A 23,953-nucleotide genomic window follows, 5' to 3' on the forward strand; every position below is an offset into this window, starting at 1 on the left:
ACACAAAAAAAAGGGGATATATATGGAATACCCACATATATATCCCGATATTTCTATGAAGTTTGTAGCTTACCGATTAATGCTCCAGCAGGTAGGCACGGCTGTAATCGATCGCACCGCTGAAGTCCAATACTACGCCTTTCAGGTACGGTTTCGTAGCCGAAACGTTCGTGTAGTAGTAGATCGGCATCAGGACTTGGTTGTCCTTGATCAAGATTTCTTCGGCTTTTGCAAAGTTTGCGTCGCGTTTCGCCATATCGTCGCTAGTTTTCGCTTCTTGAATCAACTTGTCATATTCTTCGTTGGAGAAACCAGTGTCGTTGTTACCGCCGCCCGTTACCCACATATCCATGTAAGTCATCGGATCGTTGTAGTCCGCGCTCCAACCGGCACGTGCTACTTGGTAGTTCAGGTTTTGACGGTTTTCGATGAACACGGCCCATTCTTGGTTTTCCGACTTCACGTCAACGCCCAGGTTTTTCTTCCACATGTCAGCAACTGCCAAAGCGATTTTCTTGTGAGCTTCGCTGGAGTTGTAGATCAAAGTGATTTCAGGCAGTTTCGTGTAGCCTTCTTCTTGCATCCCTTGTTCCAGCAATTTCTTGGCTTCTTCAAGGTTTTCGGAGAAGTAATCGGTGTCTTTGTGTTCGTTACGATACTCGTCGTTCAGGCCTTTGATGCCCGGAGGCACGAAACCAAACGCAGGAACTTGACCACCCAGCGTTACGTTGTCTACGATCGCTTGACGATCGATTGCCATCGAGAACGCTCTGCGGATATTCACATTGTCGAACGGTTTAGCCGTTACGTTAAATTCATAGTAATACGTACTGGAAATACCCTTGATTTCCAATTCGTCCTTCAATTGATCCTTCAGGATCGGAATTTGGTCGGTCGGAATTTCGCCGTTAGGCGCGCCGGCGCGATCCAATTCGTTGTTTTGGTAAGAAGCCAACTCCGTCGCGCTGCTGTTTACCAGGGACATCGACACTTTGCTCAACTTGATGTTGGCTGCATCCCAGTAGCTTTCGTTCTTGGACACTTCGATCGTTTGGCCTTTTACCCAGTTGGTCAAGGTAAATGCACCGTTAACGATCATTTTGCTTTGGTCAACCGCCCATTTCGGGTCATCCTTTACGGATTGGTGAACCGGGTACAACGTATAGAAAGAAGTCAGGCCCAGGAAGTAAGGTGTCGGAGCTACCAGATCAACTTCCAGCGTATAGTCGTCAACTGCTTTAACGCCGACTTGGCTGAAATCGGTAACTTTTCCTTCATTATATTCTTGAGCGTTTTTCAGGTAGTACAATTGATAAGCGTAAGGAGCAGCCGGATCCGTTTTCGGGCTCAGGACGCGTTCCCAAGCGAAGACGAAATCTTTCGCGGTAACTGGGTCGCCGTTGCTCCATTTTGCGTCTTTGCGCAGGTGGAACGTATATTTGGTACCGTCGATGTCCCAGCTTTCAGCTGCAGCGGGGATGACTTGACCAGATTCGTCCTGGCGCGTAAGTCCTTCGTACATCAACTTCAGAACGGTGTTGGCTTGGCTGTCTTGAGCTTGAGCCGGGTCGAATGTTGGCGGCTCCGCGCTCAGGTTGATTCTAAGCGTTTGATCCGCGGCCAATTTCTCTTCACCGCTGTTGCCACTGTCGGAAGCTGTATTGCCTCCGTTAGCTGCGCCGTTATTGGCAGCGCCATTGTTCCCGCCGTTCGAACCGCATGCGGCAAGCAAAGTGCCGACTGCAAGAACGAGCGTCAGAAGAAGCAAAAGACTTTTACTCTTCTTCATCTAGCAATATCCCCCTTAAAATGTTTTGGTATATGTTTTTAGATTATACAACCAGCGGTCAAAAAAATCCAACATAAAATTAAAGATTTTTCGCGCGATTTGATAAATTTAGCGCTATTCTTTAACAAAATAGTCCAATATACAATATTGACTTTTGTTTTCCTTAACAATTAACCAAGGATGTCATTGATTTATTCGGTATTCACCTGTATCCGTAGTTTGTTCTATGCCGCTGTAATATATGTAATGAAGCTGATCAAGAACAAAAGAACATAAGCTAGTCCGGTTGCCGCAAACGCCAGTCGCCAAACCACGCGCAGCAGCTTACGTCCGTCAACCTTCCCTTTCAGGCGAGTCTGTGCGCCGCCGATCAGCCCTCCAACAACCAGCAGGATGATGAGGATCAAATAGAAGCCAAAGGTTGAATCAAACACATTGTTGAACAACGCAGAAACCGACAAGATCAGAAACAGCGTCGTTACGTCCATGGCCAGCTTCAACGCCGCTTTTTTATCCCGCTTTACTTGATAATGAATGAAATAAATCAGCCCAAAAGGAATGATCGGTAACATGGCCAACACGATAAAGGAAGAGACCAACGCTTCCAAAGCCTCACCTCCGCATCAAATTGAAAATTTAAAAGTTGACTTGCAAAGTAAGTAACTATATTTTTATATCCATGTTAGGTTATAAAGCTCGAACCAACCTCCAAACCGTTTCATGCCCAGGAACAGATATCCCCTTGTTGCGCGCCATCTCAACCAATTTCCCGTTGATGTAATCAATTTCCGTTGGCAAGCCCTCCCGCACGTCCTTAAGCATGGAAGAGATATTCGTCGATGTGGACCGACATACCGCGACGATTTGATCAAACATGTCCTCATCGCAAGGAATGCCTAAGGTGCCATAGACCGCTACGCCTTCCTCGCATAATTGCCGCAGCATGCGGAGCCGCTCCTCATTCTCCAATAGTTGTCCGTTAGCCACCCGCCATATCGCCGTTAACGGGTTGATGGCGGCATTGATCAGCAGCTTCCTGTAGATTTCCCTCTCGATGTCTTTCGACAAAAGGGCGGTAAATCCTGCCTTCCCAAGCATTTTCGCCAAACTTTCTCCTTCGCCGGACTGATCGGGCGTGCCGTCGCTCTTCCCGATTCGCGTCGTCCCTTGACCAGCCCGACTCACGGTATAATCGTTCATCCTTTTCGCGCCTTCGGTCGTGATCGCCGCATATACCGGCAAACCAGGCAGTGCGCTGCCGACCATCTCCAAATGCCCTATCCCGTTTTGAAAACACACGACCTTTGTGTCCGGATTCACGAGCCGTTCGACCGCGGTAAGCAGCTTGGCGTCAAGATGCCGTTGCTTCGTCGTTATCAACATCCATTCGGCTCGTCCAACCTTGTCGTGTCCACCACTTTCCTCCATATAATAGGCTTCGAAACGCCTACCCTCTATAATGATCGAGGTTCCGTCCGGTTCAGCAAGATGAATTCCCTCCCTTTTCAGCAATGCGGCTTGCTCCGGGGTTCTTGTCCAGAAACGCACGGTCGCGCCTGAGGACGCCAGTTTCCCGCCGAACAGCAGTCCAAGCGCCCCCGCGCCGATAATGTCAAATTTCATAGATGCCCACGTCCTTTTCTTCATCCTACTCCTTTTATACCAAACCCTCCCCCTAAAACACAAAACTCCTGCCGTTTCGGCAGGAGTTTTCTGTCTTGTCCCTCTTATTCAATTCGTTCCAAATTTCCGTTCGCATCCATCTTGAACCTGGATTTGCTTTCCTCGTCCTCTTCGTTCAAAAAAGCCAACCGTCTGGCCCGATCCATAATCTGAATTAACGCCTTATAATCGTCGTTAACGACCCGATAGTCGGTCTGCACCTCATTAACCTGTACCGATAACCGCTCGTTTTCCTCGCGAAGCGCGGCAAGTTCCTCTTCCTTCTCGCGCAATTCCTTTTCCAGCGATTTCATTTGGCGGTTCGTCTCCTGAACCGTGTTTTTCCATCCGCGCAAAAACCGGATCACCGCGTCGATGGAAATCGTCTCTTCCGTTACTCCATCGCTGCGGTAACCGCCGTCGTCCATTTCGACGGAAGCGAGCGAAGCCATGCCGGAACCCGCGGTTAGCGGAGTTTGTTTTTTCATATAATTCCGTTTCTGTCTTTGTGCTTTGGCGATGCTAATGGCCGCTTCGTATTTCTTCCTCACGCAGCTATTCCAACGGAAACCGCATGCCGCCGCCGTTCTGCCGATTCGTTCCCCGACCTCTTCGAAAGCGTTTAATTGGGTGCTGCCCTCCCGTATATGCCGAAGAGTCACCTCGGCCAGAATCAAATCATCTTCTGCGCTCCATGCATCTTGTCTCACAGCTGTCATGCTATAAAAACCTCCTAACGACATCCTAGTCTAACCGTCTTCCAACCGGCGGTCTCCGGCAGGCGTATGGGTAAAATGCTTCTTACTCCATTTCTATGCCTCTCATAGAGTTCATAGAATCTATTTGATACTAAAATGTATTTCCAAAATCAGGGGTCTCCATACATGACGTTCGCGGAAACGAATAAAGCAAGCAGACGACCGTGAACACTACCGTTATATATGTCACATCATCACTTGCATAATTTGGCTAAATCTTGACTTTTCGTTTACACTTTTCGGCCTAACGGGTATAATGGGAAAAGAAATGGAAGGTTCGTTGATACATAAGAAAGGGGGATTACCTCGTGGCACGCATGTTCCGCGTCCTTGGCTTCTTCACTTTGGCTATTGGGCTCATGGCCTTTGCGGGCGATCTGACGGAAATGGCCTTGCTGTTCTTCTTGCAAACCGCCTTTTTCGTTCTTTTCGGCTATTTGAAGTTTACCGAGAGAACCTATATCCTGCTGTTCTGGGGATACATGATCGTCGCTTTTACAGGTTTCAGCTACTGGACGATCTTCAAAATGGGTTTGCCCCTCTAATCCCAAAAGTTCATAAGAGTACCAGAAAGGCGTTTCGGCCGTGGGCCGGAACGCCTTTTTTCGTGATCTCTGCTATTTCCGAACCTGTTATCATATATATAGTACAACCACCGACGGGAGAGGATCGTTGTTGAAGAAACGCATCATATCGCTCTGTCTATTGCTGCCGCTGGCCGTATTCCATATGACCGTCCTGCCGGCCGCCGCCGAACCGTATACTGCCGAAGAACAACAGATCCTGGAACAAAGCTTGTCGATTCAGGAAATCGACCGGGAAATCAACCGGATCGAGTCTCGCCAACAGGAGACGGAAGCGGCCCTCCTCGTGCTGCATGGACAGCTATCCGATAAAAACGAGCAAATCCGCGTCAGCCGGGAGCAAGCTGGCTTAAGGCTGCGCGCTTACTATATGGGGGAACGGGAAAATTTGCTGTACGCTTTGCTTAGCGTAAACAGCCTCAAGGATTTTTTTACCGTATTGGACTATTACCAGCTCATCATGGATCGGGATCGTACCGTGTTAAACCATTACAAGGCGGACTATGCCGAGTTGACGCGCACCAAACAGAAGCTGGACAACACCGCCACCGAACTCGCCCGCATGAAAGAAGAGCTTCAGCTCCAGCGCAGCCGCGTCGCCGCACTTCAGCAAAGTGTCGACAAATCGCTCGGACTTAGCGCGGACCCCGAAAAACTCAAAGCGCTCATCCAAGAGCTTGAGGCGTATTGGGAGAACGTCGGATTATACGAGCTACGCAAATATTTTCAGGCGCTCAGCTCCGCGATGTCGCAGTTTCCCGACTTTTTGCAACAGAACGAGAACAGCTTGATCGCTGAAAAAGGCGGGTATCGCCTGGAGATCCGCGAGGAAGAGCTCAACGCGTTTCTCTACAGCAAGAGCGAGCTGCTGAAAGACATGAGTTTTCGCTTCGAAAAGGACAAGATCGTTGCCCGGGGTAGCCGAGAGGGCCTGGAGCTGGAGGTCGAAGGGCATTATACGGTGGAGCAGGAACCGGAGAATTCGATCGTTTTCCACGTGGACCGTCTGTTGTTTAACGGCTTGGCGCTGCCCGATACGACTCGGGCCGAGCTGGAACGCGACTTCGATCTCGGGTTTTATCCCAAAAAAATCGTCCCCTTCGTCGAAGCCACCGATGCGGCCATCTCCGAGGGAACGTTGACGGTAGAATTGAAATTGGCCTTGTAAGCGAAGCGGCGTTACTGGCTAAGCTCAGCTAGCCTGCCGCGATATTGCTTAGCGGTAATCGCCCCGCTCAAATAATCGTAAGTGAGCGGCGCAAACGCTTCAAGCTGTCCGGGCAACGACGGACTTGCCGGCAAAGCGGCTCCGGACCCGGCAGCCAGCGAGGCAGGAGTCCAATCCGGCAGCTTGTTTGAGGCTGCTTCGTAATAAATCGTTTTGAGTACGGGAAGATGGCCGGTCGCTTCCTGCCAGCGCATCTGATTTAGAGCGGAGGTCATCTCCGAAATCCACAATCCGGCCGCTTCGGCGTTATCCGTTTGCGAAGAGACAGCATAACTACGGCCTTGAATCCAGGCCGCTGCCAAATTCGGCTGCACCTCCGGCATCCACACTTTCATCTGGGCATGGACGTGCTTCTGCGCCTCGGATGCCGGGGCAATCATCATGGCCAGTTGGCCTCCGCTCAGCTTGTTCCACGAATCCGCGCCGGATGCACCTGAATCCAAGAGCGCAGGCTGGATCAGTTCCAATTGTTGCACGGAGAGCGGCATGTTGTCCTTCATGGCGAAAAAGGGCCCGGACTCACCTGGCTTCCAGCCTCCCCCGATTTGCCAAAGCAACGTTGCCGCGGCAAAAGGATCGCGGTAATCCAAGCCCAATAAGTAGGGCTGGGAATGTTGTTTTTTGAACGCGGATATTAGGGCGTTCCAATCGTCCGCCGATGCCGGCGGCCGCTCCATGCCAAGCTGTTTCAACTTAGCCGCGTCATAGATCAGTACATAAGGATCCACATCCAGCGGGACCCCCCAGACGTACCCGTTCCATTCGTTAGGAATCAAGGAAGCGCTTAACACTTCCCCGGACAAAGAACCGGAGTAATACCCCTCCGTGGGCAGCAAGTAACCATCCGCAGCAAAGCGGCGAATCCAAATATTGTCCAATAGCAGGATGTCCGGCGATTCCCCCAGCTTCATAAGTTGGCGCTGGAAAGAAGCATAACTCTCCTCCGCCGGCACATTCACCAGATCGACCTCCACCGAATGGCTCACCGTAAACTGCCGGTTCATATCCTCCAGGCGGCGGAAATCGGACTCGTTCATTTGCACTGCCACTTGAATATGGCCGGTCTCCTGCAAGGTCTGCGCTTCAGGCGGCGTAACCGGCTGAGCTTCTCCACGGTCTTCCGGGCGATCCAGCGTCATTTCTTCGCTAGGGGACAGATTGATCAAAGCGAGTAGGAGGATCGCAAAAAGCACCCAATGATTTTTTCGCTTCACGCCTGTTCTTCCTCTCCACAATTTAGGAGCGCAAGTCAATAAACCTTCCGATACTCCGTATTGTAGCAAATCGCGGAATGAATTGTCCCGTAAAAAATTGTATATGGGGGATGGCGGGAGGTCGCGGGGAGGATGCGAGCGATACAAAGAGTTCAAGTGCGCTAGGGGCCGCCGGGTGAAATGTTCCTGCGCTCGCAAAGGCGACCACTATCGTTTCTTCAGAATCATTTCCCCCTCTGGCCTTTCGCGCTCTTGTTTGAGTTTGCCATTCCGGCTCCTCCCGCCGATGGAGGTAGTAAAGCCCGGCGAATCTTAAATAGTGATTCGCCTGCTACTATGCTAGCTATGCGCCGAAGGGCGGCTCGCGCGCGAAATTTCTTCTGTAACGGAACTGAGCGCCGTTATTTGCTCATTTCCCGATCATTTCCCGTTCTAACGGAACCACGAGCCTTTATTTGACCAGAAACGTAACTGTTGACGCCAAAAATGTCCAAATAAGGTCATCTGGTTCTGTTAGAGCTCAGAATGCCCTAATTTGCAATGGGATAACGTCTCTCAGTTCCGTTAGCGATTGCGCAAACCGCCAAAAAGCCCGGCGAATCATGTTGTACTGATTCGCCGGGCACCTATTCGCGTAGGACGCCCGCATTTGCGAGCCGGTTGTCTCCCTTCTACCTCATCTTGGATAACTGGTGGACAAGTGCGGACCGTGGTTGTGACTTGCTTCCGTTGACCTGGCTACCACTGGTTTCCTGCCACGGTGACCGACATGCGGAGACCTGAGCAAGTTCACCTTTTACAGCAAGTCCGCCGCCAGTTGTGCCAGCTTCGAACGCTCCCCTTTTTCGAGCGTGATGTGCCCGCTAATGCCCTGGTCGCGGAAGCGTTCAACCAGGCTGGTTAACCCGTTGCTGGAGGCATCGAGATACGGATGGTCGATCTGTTCCGGATCGCCGACCAGCACGATTTTGCTGCCTTCCCCGACGCGGGACACGATCGTTTTGACCTCATGGCGCGAGAGGTTCTGCGCCTCGTCCACGATGATGAATTGTCCCGGGATGGAGCGGCCGCGAATGTAGGTAAGTGCCTCCACCTGAATGCTGCCGAGCCCCATCAGAATTTTCTCGATGTCGCCGGATTTTTTCGTATCGAACAGGAATTCCAGGTTGTCGTAAATCGGCTGCATCCAGGGGCGCAGCTTTTCTTCCTTCTCCCCGGGCAGATAACCGATATCTTTCCCCATCGGGACGACGGGCCGGGCAATCAACAGCTTCTTGTATTTGTGCTCGTCCTCGACCTTCAATAGGCCGGCGGCCAACGCGAGCAACGTCTTTCCGGTTCCGGCTTTGCCGGTGATCGTGACCAGCGGGATATCATCGTTCAACAGCAGCTCCAAAGCCATGCGTTGCTGGGCGTTCCGGGCGCTGATGCCCCAGGCCGGCTCGTTGCTGAGATACAGCGGCTCCATGCGGGTAGCATCTTCATTGACCTTCAGCAAGGCGGATTTGCCGGTACCCATTTCATCTTTAAGAATCACGAATTCATGAGGATAAAGGGAGTAATTGAGCCCAAGCGGTTTGGTCGGCAAAAAACGGTACGTATAAAATTCGTCGATCACCGAAGGGTGAACCTTGATGGTCGAATAACCTCCGTACAGGTCGCTGGGTCCGACGGTCCGGTCCGACAAATAATCTTCGGCATGCAGCCCCAAAACGTCGGCTTTGATCCGGACGAGCACATCCTTGCTGACGAGGATGACCGGGCGCGGCGACGCCAGCTCCGATTGCTCCAGATGATAGTTCAGGGCCACCGCAAGAATGCGGTTATCGTTGGTGACCTCCCCAAACATTTCCTGGACTTTTACGAAGCTGCGGTGATTTAATTCCACCTTGATTCGCCCGCCGCCCTCAAGCGGCACGCCGTCGTGCAAATGCCCCTTTTCCCGCAAACCGTCCAGCAAGCGCGAGACGCCCCGCGCGTTCCGGCCGATTTCGTCGGCATTGCGCTTTTTGGTGTCGATTTCCTCCAACACGACAGCCGGAATGACCACATCATGCTCATCAAAGGCAAAAACGGCACTCGGATCATGCAGTAATACATTGGTATCCAAAACGAAGATTTTCTTCACCATTATCCCCTCCACCGCGGTCATTGCAGCCTAATGAGATTCATACATATTTTTTCCCGTCCCGGGAAATCTAAAATCGATATTTGACGACTCCGATACTGAGAGATCAATTCCGAAAGGACGGATCGAACATGCGATTATGGCTGTGTTTGTTAGTGACGGCTTCCCTGCTTACAAGCTGCGGAACTGGTTCTGAAAAGGCATCACCCTCTCCAAGTAATCAAACGGGGAATGCGCCTCGGGCCCAAAGCGTGGACCCTTACGCAACAACCGATACAAACGGTAACAGGGCAATGTCGGACCGTGACAGACAAATCTATTTGGAGCAGCTTGTGAAAAAAGTTCCCGGCGTCAAAGGCGCACACTGCGTCATTATGGGCAAAACCGCCATCGTGGGCATCGATGTAGACAGCCGCCTCGAACGCGCGAGGGTTGGGAGCATTAAATATACGGTAGCTGAAGCGCTTCGTAAAGATCCGCATGGGGCCGGCGCCATCGTCACGGCCGATATGGACTTGAACCAGCGGATTACCGAGATCGGCAACAAAATCCGGGATGGCCGGCCGGTTTCCGGTTTCGCCACCGAGCTGGCCGATATTATCGGGCGGATCGTGCCTCAACTGCCGAACGATACTCGGCCTCCCGAAGGCGTGAACCCGAAACAAATGCAGATCGCCCCTGGCGGCGGCACAACGCGGCAAAATCTGCGGTAAGTTTGTCCCAAGATGGAAAAAAAGCCTAGCGATAACCTCGCTAGGCTTTTTTCATGGCTTCAAATACTTGACGATCCAGCATGTCCGCAGCACGCTGGTCATAAACTTTGGCATATTCCGGCGGGGATACCAGCTGCGCGCCGTAGAACAACGCGTTCCGCACCGCGTCGATTTGAATGTCGAAGCAGCACATATTAAACGGCACGCCGTCCAGCGGATCCTGCACGACGGTAGCGCGGCCATTAATGGCGTAAATCGTCTCCTGACCAAAGACCGTCACGGTAACCCGTGGATTGGCCTTCAAATTGCCGACCAATCTGGAGCGATGATCCAAAGCCAGCCGCAGCTTCGAATGATCCACGGCATACACCCAAGAAATCGCGCTGGACGTGGGTCCTCCGGATTCCTGATCCACCGTGTTCAGCAATACAAACGTTTCGGACTGGAAAATCGAGTAAAGCGAATCGGACAATTGGGTAACGACCTCGGACATAACGACCAGCCCTCCTGTACGGCATTGCATGGGATTTCTGCTCAAGACGCTTCAGCTATCCTGTAAGTTAATTGTATTATAGCACGCGGTAAAACTTGCATTCAATCGTCAGTTGACCGGCTTGTTTTCGGCTTCCTCGCCACTCTCCTGTTGCGAATCAGGCGTTTGGATGCCGGCGATCTGATTCTTTAAGGCCTGCTTAGCCGCTTCCAGCTCATCCTCGTGCAAATAAACGTACGGGCTCTTCCAATCGCCGGTAACCGGCATGAAATCCACGTTCTCCTTGGAAATGCTCCAGTAAGCTTGAATCATGTTCTTCATCTGCTTCGATTCCAGATCGGTATCCATGTTCTTGCCGACGGATTCGATCACTTTCCCGGCGCCCATTACGCCGTTCAGCGATTTCGCCTGGTCGATCAAGGCATGCAGCACTTCATTTTGCCTGCGGTTGCGGTCGAAGTCATCCGAGCCCTTCGTACGCGGGCTGCAGTTCGATTTACGGTACCGGACAAATCCAAGCGCGTCTTCCCCGTTCAGATGCTGAGCCCCTTGCTTCAAGTTGATATCGGTGCCGTCCGCCGTATCGCGGTAACACATATCCGCATCCACATTGACGTCCACGCCGCCCAGCGCGTCCACCACATCGCGGAACCCTTGAAAATTCAGAACCGTGACATAATCGATATCGATATCAAAAAACTTGCTCATCATCGTTTTCATTTCCTGCTTGGCGGGAATCCCCGATTCCTTCTCGGCGGCCAGGAAATTCGGATAGAACGCGTTAATCTTGTTCGTTCTGTATCCGTCCAGTTCCATCTTGGTGTCCCGCGGGAGCGAGACGACGGTTGCCGACTTCGTATCCGGATTCATCGCAATCAACATCATCACGTCGCTAAGATGGGTACCGGTCTCCGGGCGGTAATCCGTGCCGAGCAGCAGCATCGTGATCGGCTTCACCTTGGCCGATTGCTCCGGTGCCACATCGTCCGTGGTCCCGGTCGCATCGATCACCTGATCCGCGGTGTAAAACAAATATCCTGCATAAAGGCCAACCCCGATCACCCCGATAATCATAAGCGTCAGGACAAACTTGAAAAATCGTTTAACGCCGCTGGACTTCTTCTTTGGAGCCGAACCCTTCTTCGAACCTTTTGCCGAGCCTCTTTGGCTGTGCCCCCGTGGGGGTAAGCCGCTGCGGTTAGAACTCATGAACTCAAACACCTTATTTCTATAAAAATGTTGTCGCATCCATTAAGACGTACCGAGTTTCGGAAAAGTTACCGATGGAGGCGGACGCCAAATTATGCCGATTTATCCCCTGCCGGCGGACCCGCCTTCTTCTCCTTGTTCCGTCGCCCCTCGACAAAGTAACGAATCCGCACCATAAGCATCAGAACGACAGCCACCAGGAGGCATTGAATGATCGGCAGCTTGTCGATCTGAAAAATGAGCAGCAGGAACGACCCCAGCGCCATGAGGAGGTACAGGATGATCTCCTTGAAAAGCGGCAGCTTCTGCTGTGCACGAAATACTTTATTGTAAACGAAAACGATCAGCACGAAGATCAGCACGTAGGAAATGACTGGATGCTCAGCAAACCAGACCTGCATATCGAACCCCTCCTTCAAATGGCAACGTTACAATTATTATAAGTTGGCTTCCGACATTTTGCGATGTTTTTCTGCCCGTTCGCGTTCGCTCTTATTCAGAATCTTCTTGCGCAAGCGAACCGATTTCGGCGTGATTTCGCAATATTCGTCATCGTTCAGATATTCCAGCGCTTGTTCCAGCGAGAAGAGCCGCGGCGTCTTCATCTTCACGGTTTCGTCTTTCGTTGCCGAGCGCACGTTGGTCAGTTGTTTTTCTTTACAAATGTTTACGACGATATCGTTGTCGCGGGTATGTTCCCCGACGATCATGCCCTCGTAAATTTCCGTCCCCGGTTCCACGAACAAAATGCCGCGATCCTCGATCGACAGAATCCCGTAAAGCGTCGAGACGCCGTTTTCACTGGAAACCAATACGCCTTCATGGCGTCCGCCGACCTGTCCGCCAACGAAAGGACCGTAGCTGTCGAACGCGTGGTTCATCACGCCATAACCGCGGGTCAACGTAAGGAAATGCGTGGTGTAACCGATCAGGCCGCGGGCCGGAATCAGGAATTCCAAGCGCACTTGGCCGTTCCCGTTGTTGATCATATTCACCATTTCCGCTTTGCGGGAACCCAGGCTTTCCATGACCGCGCCCATGCTTTCCTCAGGCACGTCGATCAGCAGCCGTTCGATCGGTTCCATTTTCATTCCGTCGATCTCCCGTACGATAACTTCCGGCTTGGATACCTGCAGCTCATACCCTTCGCGGCGCATGTTCTCGATCAGGATGCCAAGGTGAAGTTCGCCGCGGCCGGATACGATAAATGCGTCCGGGCTGTCGGTCTCTTCGACGCGCAAGGAAACGTCGGTTTCCAGCTCCTTGAACAGACGCTCGCGCAATTTGCGGGAGGTGACCCATTTCCCTTCGCGTCCGGCGAACGGGCTGTTATTGACGAGGAACGTCATCTGCAGCGTCGGCTCGTCGATCTTCAATACCGGCAAAGCCTCCGGCTGGTTCGGATCGGCGATCGTTTCCCCGATGTTGATGTCCTTGATCCCGGCGATGGCTACGATGTCGCCGGCCCCGGCTTCTTCGATCTCCACGCGGCGCAGGCCCTGGAAGCCGAACAGCTTCTCGATGCGCGCGGTCTTCTTACCGCCGTCGCGCGTCATGACCGTCACGGATTGGCCTTGACGGATGATGCCGCGATTGACCCGGCCGATCGCGATCCGGCCTAAATATTCATTATAGTCCATTAGCGTCACGAGGAATTGCAGCGGCTCATCTACCTTCTCGGTCGGCGCCGGAATATGGTCGATGATCGTCTCGTACAACGCCAGCATGTTGTCGTCTTGCTTCTCCGGATCCAAGCTGGACGTGCCGTTCAAGGCCGATGCGTAAACCACCGGGAATTCCAGTTGGTCGTCGCTGGCTTCCAATTCGATAAACAGGTCCAGGACCTCGTCGATCACTTCCGCCGGGCGCGCGGCCGGGCGGTCGATTTTGTTCACGACGACGATCGGCGTCAGATGATGCTCCAGCGCTTTGCGGAGCACGAATTTCGTCTGCGGCATGCAGCCTTCGTAAGCGTCCACGACGAGCAGCACCCCGTCAACCATTTTCATGATCCGTTCCACTTCCCCGCCGAAGTCGGCGTGTCCCGGAGTATCCACGATGTTGATTAAATAATCTTTGTACGTAATGGCCGTGTTTTTCGCCAAAATGGTAATCCCGCGTTCCCGCTCCAAATCGTTGGAGTCCATGGCCCGCTCTTGAACCGCCTCGTTTTCCCGGAAAATCCCGGATTGCTGCAGCAACTTGTCGACGAGCGTCGTTTTCCCGTGGTCGACGTGGGCAATAATCGCAATATTGCGAATTTCGTTTCTTTCATGCATAGGTTTATCTCCATATCCTTTCGTCTCTATAGATTATTGAGATGTTGTATAAATAAAGTTTGCACTTCGAACGGTTATTAGTCGACAGGACCAAGTGCAGCCTCATGAACCACAAAACAAAGCGTCGACTCAAATGCCGACGCTTGACATATCCCTTATATTATACGTGAAATTTTGAATATTTCAAGAACTATCCCTGCTTCACCATGATTTGCGGCGGTTTCCGCGAGCGGCGATCAGCCAGATCCCGGCAATAATCAGCAGCGCAGCCAGGAAATAGACGATCGAGGAAGCGAACAACGTCCAGCCGAGCAATAGGACCGAGAAAGCCCCCAGAATTAGGGCAGCGATGAATATTCCGTTCTGGCGCTGAGGCGAGAAATAGCCGTATTCGAACAGGCCGACGGCCAGGCCGAGGAAAAAGAGCGGCCACGTAAACTTCAGCGTTTGCCATCCGCCGATGACCCCAGTGAAAAACACGAGGCTGTAGACGACCAGAATTGCGCCCGGAAGCAGCAGTTCCGCCGGGCCTTTACGCCAAAAATGCCATACATGCAGCACGATCCCCGGGATCAGCAGCAGCAGCGGCCAAAGCGCCCTTCCAAGAAAACTGAATACCCCTAATTTTCCGAGCAGGATAATCACTCCGGCAGCGAGAATCAGGACGCCAGTCGTCAGCTTGTTGTTGTCGGACATATCCATCACACACCTTCCAGAAGACAATGAGGGACAAGACGCAGCAAATTACGACATCCCCTTCCCTTCCAGTTTATATGAAATCTGCCCAAAAAACCACTCGGCCCACGGCCTAGGCCCGATGTTTTTTTTCGGATCGCGTGGATGGAACTGCCGAAGCGTATTAACCGCGCCCGGCGTTATATTTTCGCAGCCAGCCGAACATAATAACGACCGCGGCGGTCACCGCGGGTACGGCATGTGCCAATGCGGGGGCGGCCGCTGCCAGCGCCGGTCCGAGCTGAGGGTCCTGCAGCAGCATTTCCCCTGCGGTGTATCCCAGGATGCCCGCGCCAGCATAAACGAGGATCGGCAGACGATGCAACCAATCGGCGATGAGGTTGCTGCCCCACACGACGATCGGAATACTGATGGCGATCCCGATCACAAGGATAGACACATCGCCCTCCGCAAGCGCAGCGATCGCCAGCACGTTATCCAGGCTCATGATGAAATCGGCGGCGAGGATCGTCTGCACCGCTTTCCACATCGAGCCTGCGCCAGCCACGCGGGAATGTTCCCCCTGCGGCAGCAGCAGCTTAAAGGCAATGGCGGCCAGCAGCACGCCTCCTGCCGCATGGATAAACGGAATTTTCAACAGGATCACGGCCACCCAGGTCAAAACGCAACGCAGCACGACCGCCCCCAGCGCCCCCCACCATACGGCCCGCTTGCGCTGCTTTAGCGGCAGATTCTTGCTGGCCATAGCTATAACAACGGCGTTATCACCGCTAAGCACCAAATTGATGATCAAAATTTCCGACAGCAGCAGCAATTGTTCCAAGCTCATCCCTCCCCTACAACTTGTATGAGGAATAGAGCCAAGCTATGCCACTTTACAAAAACAACTCTGGACAAATGAATCCTTTTAGCGATTTAATACGTATATACGTCTATAGAGGAAGTGACATAACGTGGACTTATTTAGTGCTGCTTTTTTTCTCGCCCTGATCAACATCATTTTTATCGATCTTATTCTGGCGGGTGACAATGCTATCGTTATCGGGATGGCGGCAAGAAAACTACCCCACTCGGTTCAAAAGAAAGCGATCCTGTACGGGACGGCCGGTGCCGTGTTGCTGCGAATCGCCGCGACCCTCATCGTCGTTTGGCTGCTGCAAATTCCCTGGCTGCTGGCGGTAGGCGGTTTGATGCTGATCTTTATCGCTTACAAGGTGCTTGCGGATGAAGGCGAGCATGACAACATCGAAGCCAAGGATAAGCTTTGGCCGGCCATTCGCACCATTATCATCGCCGATGCGGCAATGGGGCTCGACAACGTCATCGCGGTCGCAGGGGCGTCCAAACAACACATGGTCCTGGTCGTGATCGGCCTGCTGATCAGTGTCCCCATCGTCGTATGGGGAAGCACCCTGTTTATTAAACTGTTGGACAAGTTTCCTTGGATCGCCTACCTCGGCGCGGCGGTATTAGCTTATACTGCCGCCAATATGATTACCGAGGAACGCCATTTCCTGCATTTCTTCGAGGAGAATCCGGTTCTTCGTTATCTGCTGATCGCCATTGTCGTCGCCGGCGTGCTGTTGGCCGGTTACATGAAGAAGCGTCAGCATCGCAAGGAAACGGAAACGGAAAGCCATCAAACTCACCCGGTAACCCGTTAGAAGACCGCAAAACCCGCCCCGAGCCATCAAGAATGGCCTGGGCGGGTTTTTGTATGCTTAAAACCAGTTTTCCTGCACGACTTGCTCCTCTGTCGACTCCCGCCGCACGATGCGGCGGCCCGGCCGGATGACGATCGTTTCCGTATCCTCCACCGCTTTGGCAATCATTGCGTCCAAATCCTCCATCGAGCGCTCGACGTTCTCGAGCACGTGCAGGTTGGGGTTGGTTGCCGGCGACTTCGGAACGAACAACGTGCAGCAATCCTCATAAGGCAAAATCGACAGGTCATACGTGCCGATCTGCTGCGCCATCGCGATAATATCCACCTTGTCCGTCATCACCAATGGCCGCAGCAGCGGCAAATCCGTTACCCGCCCGATCGCATTCATGCTGGATAAGGTTTGGCTGGCCACTTGTCCCAGACTATCTCCCGTGACCAAAGCCAAAGCCCCGTTCCGTTCGGCCAGCTTGGTGGCGATGCGCAGCATCGATCTCCGCATCAGGGTGATGATCAGGTTATCCTGGCCGGATTGCGCCAGCTTGGTTTGGATCTCGGTAAACGGGACGAGGTGCAGCTTGATTGAGCCTGCAAACTGTGCCAACACGGCGGCTAGATCAATGACCTTTTGTTCGGCTTTTTTGCTCGTGAACGGATAGCTGTGGAAATGAACGCATTCGATTTCCAGTCCGCGCCGCAGCGCCGACCAACCGGCGACGGGGCTGTCGATGCCGCCGGACAACAGCAGCATGGCTTTGCCGTTTGTGCCCAGCGGGAATCCCCCCGCACCGGGAATCACCTCGCAGAACAAGTAGGTGCCCTGTTCGCGAATCTCCACGCGGAGGTCCAATTCGGGGTCGTGGACGTCCACCTTCAGTTCGGGGCAGGCGTTCAGGATCGGGGTGCTAACCAGCTTGTTCATCTCCTGCGTCGAGTGGGGGAACGGCTTCCAGACCCGGCGGGCACTGACTTTAAATCTCGTGCCTGGTGAGACACCCAGCTCCTTGACGAAATCTACCGCAGTCCGAAGGATATCCTCCAACCGGGACGGGGTGACTTTGATCGGAGATATCGAAGTGACGCCGAACACGTTCTTCATCGCAGCGACGATCGGCGCAAGCGGTTCTCCGTTTAACGCAATGTAGATCCGCCCGTATTCTTTGATGATTTCGGCGCGGGGGAATGGGTGCAGCAACGCTTTGACGTGTTTATGCGCAACCTTCTCGAAACGTGATCGGTTCCGCCCCTTAAGGGTAATTTCTCCGAAACGAAGCAATAGCATATCATATTCCAGCATCTAATGTTTCTCTCCTATCGTAAAGCCTGCAGCCGCTTGACCGATTGCCTCAACGCGGCGAGCAGGGCGTCAATATCTTGCTCTTCATGTTCATCGCCCAGGCTGATTCGAATGCCCGACGAAGCAACTTCTTTGGATTTCCCCATGGCCAGCAGCACGCGGCTCGGTTCGCTTCGCTTGGAGGAGCACGCCGAGCGGGTGGATACGAAAAAACCTTCCTCTTCCAGCATGTGCAGCAACGCTTCCGCTTTCATCCCTGGATAAGAAAAATGCACGATGTGCGGGGCGCCCTGCGCAGGCGAATTCACCGTCAGCTCCGTCAGCTCCGCAAGCCCTCGGGTCAGCCGCTCCCGTAAGCGATACAGCTTCGTTGACCTAGCTTCCCGGCCTTCCGCCGCCAAACGCAAAGCTTTAGAGAAAGCCACGATATAAGGAATGTTCTCCGTCCCCGAACGGTAGCCCCCCTCCTGACCCCCGCCAGCCAGCAGGGGCGCAAGCTGAAGCCCTTCGCGGACGTACAGCAGCCCAACGCCTTTGGGCCCTCTTAGTTTATGCGCAGACAAGCCGTATAAATCAATGCCGCTGTCAGCCAAGGATAACGGCAGCTTCCCAAAGCCCTGAACGCCGTCCACATGAAACATCACCCGCGGAGCAACCGTTTTAAGCATCCGGCCGATTTCCTCCACCGGCTGCACGGTTCCGGTTTCGTTGTTGATATGCATCACCGACACGAGCACGGTGTCCGGACGCAGTGCCGCCCGCACCTGGTCGACGGTCACGCATCCGTCTCCGTCGACCGGGAGGATGGTTGCCTCCCAGCCCCAGGAAACCATTTGCTTTACGCTCTCGAGCACGGATGGATGCTCCGTCGCCGCCGTGATCAAATGCTTGCCTCGTCCGGCAAATTGAAGGGCAACCCCTTTGATCGCCATATTGTTGCTTTCCGTCGCCCCGCCGGTAAACACGATTTCCCGCGGCCGAACTCCTAACGCCGCAGCGCTGACTTCCCTCGCTTTATCCAGCAGCTTGGCGCTCTCCTCGCCGAGCCGGTGCAGCGATGACGGGTTCCCATAATGTCGCGCCATCACTTCCGCTACGGTCTTCGCGACGTCCTCGTAAGGCGGTGTCGTCGCGGCATGGTCGAAATAGATCATCTCTTCACCTTCACCTCAAAAAAGACCAAATGAAAAACGCGTATACCCGAAACAACCGCGATCGGAGCGTTTTCCATTTGATCTTTCAAATAATGTACCGCCATTTTCGATAGAGTAAACCGATTACGCCTCGAATTTCGCCTGCGCTCTCATGATTTTGGCAATATAACCTTGCGTCTCCTGCGGCAGCAAATGGAACTTCTCCATCAGTTGCTCATCGTTGCCGATTCCAAGCCGTTGCAGTCTTCCCGGACCGGCGTTGTAAGCCGCAAGTGCTGTTTTGACGTCTCCGCCGTAACGGTTGATCTGATACGACAAATATTTGGTGCCTCCGTCTATGTTTTGCGCCGGGTCAAACGGATCGCTGACTCCTAGCCCTCTCGCCGTACCGTCCATCAGCTGCATCAGGCCTTTGGCACCGGCAGAGGAAACCGCCTGCGGGTTAAACGAAGATTCCGTCGCGATCACCGCTTTGATCAAGCTTTCCGGCACCCCGTATCTCGCGCTGGCCTGGGTGATCAAAGACTGCAGATCCGACGTGCCTTGCGCAGCAAGCTCCGGGGAGCTCCCCGCCGTCCCCGGCGCGGTGACTGCCCCATAACCCGGAACCATTTCCGCAAATAACCCGTCCAATGGATCGGTATCGTTCAATCCGGCGGAAACCAGATACCCCTGAAGCGATTCCAGTACCGAACGCGTATCCGTGCCGGTAGCTTCGGACGACGCCACGGTCCCATCCTGTTCCGCAAGCATCATTTCTTGCAGCAATATATCAAACAACGAGCCGTCCATATCGCCGGAAGCCCGCTGCGCCGACGTTCCTTGTAAGTCCAATTGGTTTAAGGACTGAAGTTGAATCCACTGTCCCATCGTTCTCGGATCGATTTGCATGCCTGATAAGCTCCTCTTTGGGGAATAACAAGTTCAATGCCTATATTTTACACGCATTCCGCGCCTCGTTCCACCTTTTTCGATAAAAAGCCGCAAAAAGGGAAAAAGGCCAACGTCCAAAAGGCGACGTTAGCCCGGTGGTATAAACGTTCATAATTTCGTCGCTGGCAGCCCCCAAAGGACGACAGGTTAGCGGGTAAACGGCATAAGAACGAAGTAACTCAATGTCGAGACGATCCCCAAGCCGATGGCCCAAGCTCCGGACGTTTTGTTGCCTTGGCTGTAGGCGTAAAAGCCCATCACGGCCGCCAGCGGTCCCAGGATGATCGACCACATGAACAACGAAGCGATCCCCAAACCAACGCCGACGTAACCTACCGTACGCCCGGCGGTATTCGCGCCGTCAGCACGTTCGGTCCGATTTGCATCGCGATCGCGGGTTCCTTCAGATCTGTCGCCGCGGACTACGTTGCCGCTGAATGTCCCTGCCGGCGTAACCTCGGCCGCATATTCCTCGCGGTACTCGCGGTCAACTTTGCGCGGATAGTCGGTGCGGCTATTGCCCGATGATGGCTGCTCCGGTTTGTCTGTTTTGGTATCCGTCATCAAAAGCACCTCCGTTAAATGATGTTTTCTTACGACGACTTCGATTTCGGCTTGAACGTATGACAGCAAGTTGCGGCGGACGACGGAGCGGAGTCGCGGTGTTCCGTATCAAACGATTCGCCGGCGAATTCCGCCTTATAACGGCTGTTCGCATGCTGGTCGACATCGATCATAATGACGTCGGCGTTGCACACGTTTTTTTCGCCCCAATAGGTGCAGTTGGATACGCTACATTTGACCATGGGTTTTTCCCCATTTGGCATGTTGATCACCTCGCGTATCATTTTCTCCTCGCCTCCATCCCCTTATGCGCCGGGAGATTAGCAAATCGTTCCCAAAAGAAAAAGATGCCGGTATCCCGGCATCTTGTCGTTCTTGTTCATTCCCTTTTTATTTGGCGGAACGGTTTAATCGCAGTTGGGTCAAATAATCGCTTTCATAAAAGGTCAGGTCATCGCGCAGTTCCTCAAAAATTCCCGTAATGTCCAGCACGATATCGCGCGCCGCGCGAATCGGCTTCTTGCGGAACCGAATGGCGTCCTGCCCGGTATAAGCGTATCTTCCGTCTTCGGAATAGCTTTCATTTTTAGGATAGAAGAAGTTATTCACGCAGTCATGATACACATGGTACAGCACCTTTTCAGCAGCTTCCTCGTCAAAGGTCCCGCGACGAAGGGCAACGCCCAATTTCTCGTAGCAAACCTCACTGAACACGAGCAAATGCCGCAGGTCCGACAAAAATCCTTGGTAAAACAATGCTCTGTCTTCGTCTTGGCCTTCCATAAGCTGCGGCATTGAATGCTGGTTCAAGAACGCTTCAAGCTTCTCGGCCGCACGTTTCAGTTTCTCTCGGGTGGCTTCACACAGCTGCCTGATGTTATTGGCTTGTGGCATGCGAACAATTCTCCTTCACCTGTAATGATCGGTATAGTCATTAACGAAATTATCGTAACACAATTTATCCGAATTCGGTATCCCTCAAGGAATAAAAACAGGGACATCACCTCACGCTATGGCTATCGACATATTTAAAGGAGGTTAACCGATGAAATGGCGCAGATGGGCCGCCCTGGGGTTGACGGGAGCTGCCGCGGTGGCAGCGGTTTCGCTTCTTTTCCCGTCCTCGGATAATGACAAGACCGCTCCGAGGAATACCGTAAACCGGCTATCCGTGCCGCAGCCGGCGGAGGAGCAAAAGTTGAAGCAAAGCATGCTGAAGCGCGACATGACCGCAACCGAACGGTTATCCCGATTGGACGCCCGGGGTCACCTTCGTTCCCTGGCAGCCGACTTTTCCCAAAGCTCTGGCGGCAAGCTGCCCGGCTCTGCACAGGAATTGCAAAAGGACCACAAACAGTTTCAAGCCATTCTGTGGTACGATGCCGCAACCGGGCGAACCAAGCAATTTCGGCGAGAAGATTTCAAACCGGATCCGGCAGAGAAAAAGCAGTTGAACACGTATGTAAGCTACGCCAAAAAAGCGCTGAATAAATCCACGGCCTACGAATCCCCTTCGTTCCCGGAGAAGCAGCCGAAATACTTCGTTGCCGCTGAGCCGGCCAAAGGTAAAAAACAAGGGGTCATCGCGGTGATGGACGTCGGAATATTGGGGCGGGTTCAGGACCACCAGCACAAAAACCTGCGCTTGATTCCTTACCCGAAGGAAGGCAAATTCAAGGTTGAATCGGTGCATGCGGACACGCTAAAGGATATCACGGTAAAAACGGGGCATGACAACGAGAAAGCGAGCCATTATTACGAAAACGAGATCGTCGTCACGTTCCAAAGCAAGCCGAGTCCCGAGCAAATGAAGCAAATCATGGCGGACATTTCCGGTACTCCGCCGCGCAAACTGAACAGCACCTATATTTTCCGTTCGGATACGATGAACATGAAACAGCTTCGGCAGTATTTTTTGAACAAATGGCAGCCGAAGTACATCGAGCCGCATTATTTGTATTTGACCAACGAAACCGGAGGAAGCATTTGGGACGATCCGGGGAGCTTCTTCAACGAAGACGATACAGGCTATACCGAAGAAACGCCGGAAGTACCCAACGATATGCTGTTTTCCGAGTACCAATGGAATCTGCCGATCATCGAAACGAACCGCGGCTGGCAATTGTCCAAAGGCAGCAATGACGTGATCGTGGGGGTCGTCGATACCGGCGTGGATCTCAAGCACCCCGATCTGCAAGGCCGGTTGCTGAAGGGCTATAACGTCATCGAACCGGACAAGGAACCGGCCGACGACGTCGGGCACGGCACCCATGTGGCCGGCATTATATCCGCCAACGTCAACAATAGCGAAGGGATCGCCGGAATGATGTGGGGCGGCAAGATTTTGCCGGTGAAGGCGCTGGACAAGTCCGGTTCCGGTACGACGTATTCCGTGGCTCAAGGGATTATTTGGGCCACGGACCATGGCGCCAAAGTCATCAACATGAGCCTTGGCAACTATGCCGACGCCCAGTTCCTCCACGAGGCGATCAAATACGCCTTTGAGCGGGACGTGGTGCTGATCGCCGCTACGGGCAACGACAATACCGAACGGCCGGGATACCCGGCAGCCTATCCGGAAGTATTGTCGGTATCGGCGACGGACTACAACCTGCAGAAAGCCTCCTTCTCGAATTACGGCGATTACATCGACGTCATGGCGCCGGGCGAAAGCATCGCCAGCACCTATCCGGATAATCAATATGCAGCGTTGTCCGGCACGTCGATGGCCAGCCCGCACGTCGCAGCCCTCGCCGCGCTGATCCGATCCGTGAATCCGGAGTTGAAAAACACCGAGGTCATGGACATCATCCGGAAAAACGTGATCGATCTTGGAGATACCGGACGCGATAAATATTACGGGTACGGGCAAATTGACGTCTATGCCGCGCTTCAGGCGGCTGGCGGCGGCGAAGCGCCGCTCCAGTTCTGGCCACAATCGATCCAGCGCAAAATGGATCGCGCCGTGGATCGCGCCAAATAACGCATCTAAACCAAAAGCCTCCGCATCGCCGGAATTCATTCCAAGCAATGCGGAGGCTTTATCCATTGATATAGATCATGTTCCCTTTAGTGCTGAAAGTTTGCCGTAAGCCGGGTTCTGTACTCGTTGCGGTATAACGGGAACTACCCTCCCGCCTTGAGCGACAATCATCTATCTAGGCCGCACATTACTGGGCGGCTCCAGCAACCAACCCGGACGCGCCTCGGGCAAAGGCCGCTTCGCGAAGAAGCTGCGTCCCATTAGGTCTTGCTCCAAGTGGGGTTTACCAGGAACGAAGTCACCAGCGTTCCTCGGGGTCTCTTACACCTCGGTTCCATCCTTGCCTGTGACCACTCTCCACAAGTGGAGAAGTCGTCCATCGGCGGTCCATTTCTGTGGCACTATCCTTCAGCTCGCGCTGACTGGACGTTATCCAGCACCCTGCCCTATGGAGCCCGGACTTTCCTCCCGCGGCTCTTCAGCCGCCGGCGATTGTCTGTCAAACTTTCGAAAGGCAACACTTGATAGTATACAGGCATTGCCGCACGCTGACAAGAGCGATTTGACGGTAAACCTGACGTATCCTACCAGCTTTGGAGGCGTATG

23 protein-coding genes and 1 other RNA gene are annotated in these 23,953 nt (G+C 53.3%); 5 read left to right on the forward strand and 19 right to left on the reverse strand.

Features of this window, described 5'->3' with window-relative positions; all coding sequences use genetic code 11:
* Positions 1–76: 76 nt before the first annotated feature.
* The 4 genes from MJ257_RS19080 to MJ257_RS19095 all read right to left on the reverse strand — a co-directional run bounded on the left by MJ257_RS19080 (position 77) and on the right by MJ257_RS19095 (position 4,170).
* Positions 77–1,789: a peptide ABC transporter substrate-binding protein gene (locus MJ257_RS19080; protein WP_240270728.1), complete on the reverse strand. Its 1,713-nt coding sequence runs from the start codon at positions 1,787–1,789 to the stop codon at positions 77–79.
* Between the two features lie 224 nt (positions 1,790–2,013).
* Entirely contained in the window at positions 2,014–2,397 is a 384-nt protein-coding gene (locus MJ257_RS19085; protein WP_240270729.1) for a DUF3397 domain-containing protein, read from the reverse strand.
* Positions 2,398–2,476: 79 nt separating this feature from the next.
* Positions 2,477–3,412 (reverse strand): ketopantoate reductase family protein, encoded by a 936-nt coding sequence (locus tag MJ257_RS19090; protein ID WP_240270730.1) that lies wholly within the window; start codon positions 3,410–3,412, stop codon positions 2,477–2,479.
* 104 nt (positions 3,413–3,516) lie between these two features.
* Positions 3,517–4,170 (reverse strand): RsfA family transcriptional regulator, encoded by a 654-nt coding sequence (locus MJ257_RS19095; RefSeq protein ID WP_240270731.1) that lies wholly within the window; start codon positions 4,168–4,170, stop codon positions 3,517–3,519.
* 347 nt (positions 4,171–4,517) lie between these two features.
* Here MJ257_RS19095 and MJ257_RS19100 point away from each other — a divergent pair, with 347 nt between their 5' ends.
* Positions 4,518–4,754 (forward strand): DUF2626 family protein, encoded by a 237-nt coding sequence (locus tag MJ257_RS19100; protein WP_059044116.1) that lies wholly within the window; start codon positions 4,518–4,520, stop codon positions 4,752–4,754.
* Between the two features lie 130 nt (positions 4,755–4,884).
* The gene (locus MJ257_RS19105; RefSeq protein WP_240270732.1) at positions 4,885–5,961 is read left to right on the forward strand and encodes a coiled-coil domain-containing protein; all 1,077 of its coding nucleotides are present in this window, start codon (positions 4,885–4,887) and stop codon (positions 5,959–5,961) included.
* A gap of 11 nt (positions 5,962–5,972) precedes the next feature.
* Here the strand turns inward: MJ257_RS19105 and MJ257_RS19110 are convergent, their stop codons facing one another.
* A complete protein-coding gene (locus MJ257_RS19110; RefSeq protein ID WP_240270733.1) occupies positions 5,973–7,235 on the reverse strand; it encodes an extracellular solute-binding protein in 1,263 nt (420 codons plus the stop codon).
* 796 nt (positions 7,236–8,031) lie between these two features.
* On the reverse strand, positions 8,032–9,363 hold the full coding sequence (locus MJ257_RS19115) for a PhoH family protein (protein WP_240270734.1): 1,332 nt from the start codon (positions 9,361–9,363) through the stop codon (positions 8,032–8,034).
* 131 nt (positions 9,364–9,494) lie between these two features.
* Here MJ257_RS19115 and MJ257_RS19120 point away from each other — a divergent pair, with 131 nt between their 5' ends.
* Entirely contained in the window at positions 9,495–10,076 is a 582-nt protein-coding gene (locus tag MJ257_RS19120; RefSeq protein WP_240270735.1) for a YhcN/YlaJ family sporulation lipoprotein, read from the forward strand.
* Positions 10,077–10,116: 40 nt separating this feature from the next.
* On the opposite strand, the gene MJ257_RS19125 is transcribed toward MJ257_RS19120, so the two are convergent.
* The 6 genes from MJ257_RS19125 to MJ257_RS19150 form a co-directional block, all read right to left on the reverse strand.
* Positions 10,117–10,569 (reverse strand): pyridoxamine 5'-phosphate oxidase family protein, encoded by a 453-nt coding sequence (locus MJ257_RS19125; protein WP_240270736.1) that lies wholly within the window; start codon positions 10,567–10,569, stop codon positions 10,117–10,119.
* A 108-nt stretch (positions 10,570–10,677) separates the two neighbouring features.
* A complete protein-coding gene (locus tag MJ257_RS19130) occupies positions 10,678–11,778 on the reverse strand; it encodes an LCP family protein (protein ID WP_240270737.1) in 1,101 nt (366 codons plus the stop codon).
* A 92-nt stretch (positions 11,779–11,870) separates the two neighbouring features.
* Positions 11,871–12,179, reverse strand: coding sequence for a YlaH-like family protein (locus MJ257_RS19135; RefSeq protein ID WP_240270738.1), 309 nt, complete (start codon positions 12,177–12,179; stop codon positions 11,871–11,873).
* Positions 12,180–12,215: 36 nt separating this feature from the next.
* The gene (gene typA, locus MJ257_RS19140) at positions 12,216–14,057 is read right to left on the reverse strand and encodes a translational GTPase TypA (RefSeq protein ID WP_240270740.1); all 1,842 of its coding nucleotides are present in this window, start codon (positions 14,055–14,057) and stop codon (positions 12,216–12,218) included.
* A gap of 201 nt (positions 14,058–14,258) precedes the next feature.
* Positions 14,259–14,759, reverse strand: coding sequence for a hypothetical protein (locus MJ257_RS19145; RefSeq protein ID WP_240270742.1), 501 nt, complete (start codon positions 14,757–14,759; stop codon positions 14,259–14,261).
* Between the two features lie 157 nt (positions 14,760–14,916).
* A complete protein-coding gene (locus MJ257_RS19150) occupies positions 14,917–15,576 on the reverse strand; it encodes a TerC family protein (protein ID WP_240270743.1) in 660 nt (219 codons plus the stop codon).
* A 130-nt stretch (positions 15,577–15,706) separates the two neighbouring features.
* On the opposite strand from MJ257_RS19150, the gene MJ257_RS19155 reads away from it, so the two are divergent.
* Positions 15,707–16,417, forward strand: a complete 711-nt coding sequence (locus MJ257_RS19155; RefSeq protein WP_240270745.1) for a TerC family protein — start codon at positions 15,707–15,709, stop codon at positions 16,415–16,417.
* A gap of 57 nt (positions 16,418–16,474) precedes the next feature.
* Here MJ257_RS19155 and thiI read toward each other — a convergent pair whose 3' ends face one another.
* The 6 genes from thiI to MJ257_RS19185 form a co-directional block, all read right to left on the reverse strand.
* Complete coding sequence (gene thiI / locus MJ257_RS19160; RefSeq protein WP_240270771.1) at positions 16,475–17,710, reverse strand: tRNA uracil 4-sulfurtransferase ThiI; 1,236 nt, start codon at positions 17,708–17,710, stop codon at positions 16,475–16,477.
* Positions 17,711–17,727: 17 nt separating this feature from the next.
* On the reverse strand, positions 17,728–18,867 hold the full coding sequence (locus tag MJ257_RS19165) for a cysteine desulfurase family protein (RefSeq protein WP_240270747.1): 1,140 nt from the start codon (positions 18,865–18,867) through the stop codon (positions 17,728–17,730).
* 123 nt (positions 18,868–18,990) lie between these two features.
* Complete coding sequence (locus tag MJ257_RS19170) at positions 18,991–19,758, reverse strand: lytic transglycosylase domain-containing protein (RefSeq protein WP_240270749.1); 768 nt, start codon at positions 19,756–19,758, stop codon at positions 18,991–18,993.
* Between the two features lie 189 nt (positions 19,759–19,947).
* Entirely contained in the window at positions 19,948–20,364 is a 417-nt protein-coding gene (locus MJ257_RS19175) for a hypothetical protein (RefSeq protein WP_240270750.1), read from the reverse strand.
* 29 nt (positions 20,365–20,393) lie between these two features.
* Entirely contained in the window at positions 20,394–20,627 is a 234-nt protein-coding gene (locus tag MJ257_RS19180; RefSeq protein ID WP_372489853.1) for a DUF1540 domain-containing protein, read from the reverse strand.
* A gap of 127 nt (positions 20,628–20,754) precedes the next feature.
* Positions 20,755–21,258: a YpuI family protein gene (locus MJ257_RS19185; RefSeq protein ID WP_240270753.1), complete on the reverse strand. Its 504-nt coding sequence runs from the start codon at positions 21,256–21,258 to the stop codon at positions 20,755–20,757.
* 151 nt (positions 21,259–21,409) lie between these two features.
* Here MJ257_RS19185 and MJ257_RS19190 point away from each other — a divergent pair, with 151 nt between their 5' ends.
* The gene (locus MJ257_RS19190; protein ID WP_240270754.1) at positions 21,410–23,347 is read left to right on the forward strand and encodes a S8 family peptidase; all 1,938 of its coding nucleotides are present in this window, start codon (positions 21,410–21,412) and stop codon (positions 23,345–23,347) included.
* Positions 23,348–23,438: 91 nt separating this feature from the next.
* On the opposite strand, the gene rnpB is transcribed toward MJ257_RS19190, so the two are convergent.
* An RNA gene (gene rnpB, locus MJ257_RS19195) (RNase P RNA component class A) lies at positions 23,439–23,855 on the reverse strand.
* Positions 23,856–23,953 lie beyond the last annotated feature (98 nt).

Source organism: Paenibacillus timonensis, assembly GCF_022427145.1.
Taxonomy (GTDB): domain Bacteria; phylum Bacillota; class Bacilli; order Paenibacillales; family Paenibacillaceae; genus Fontibacillus; species Fontibacillus timonensis.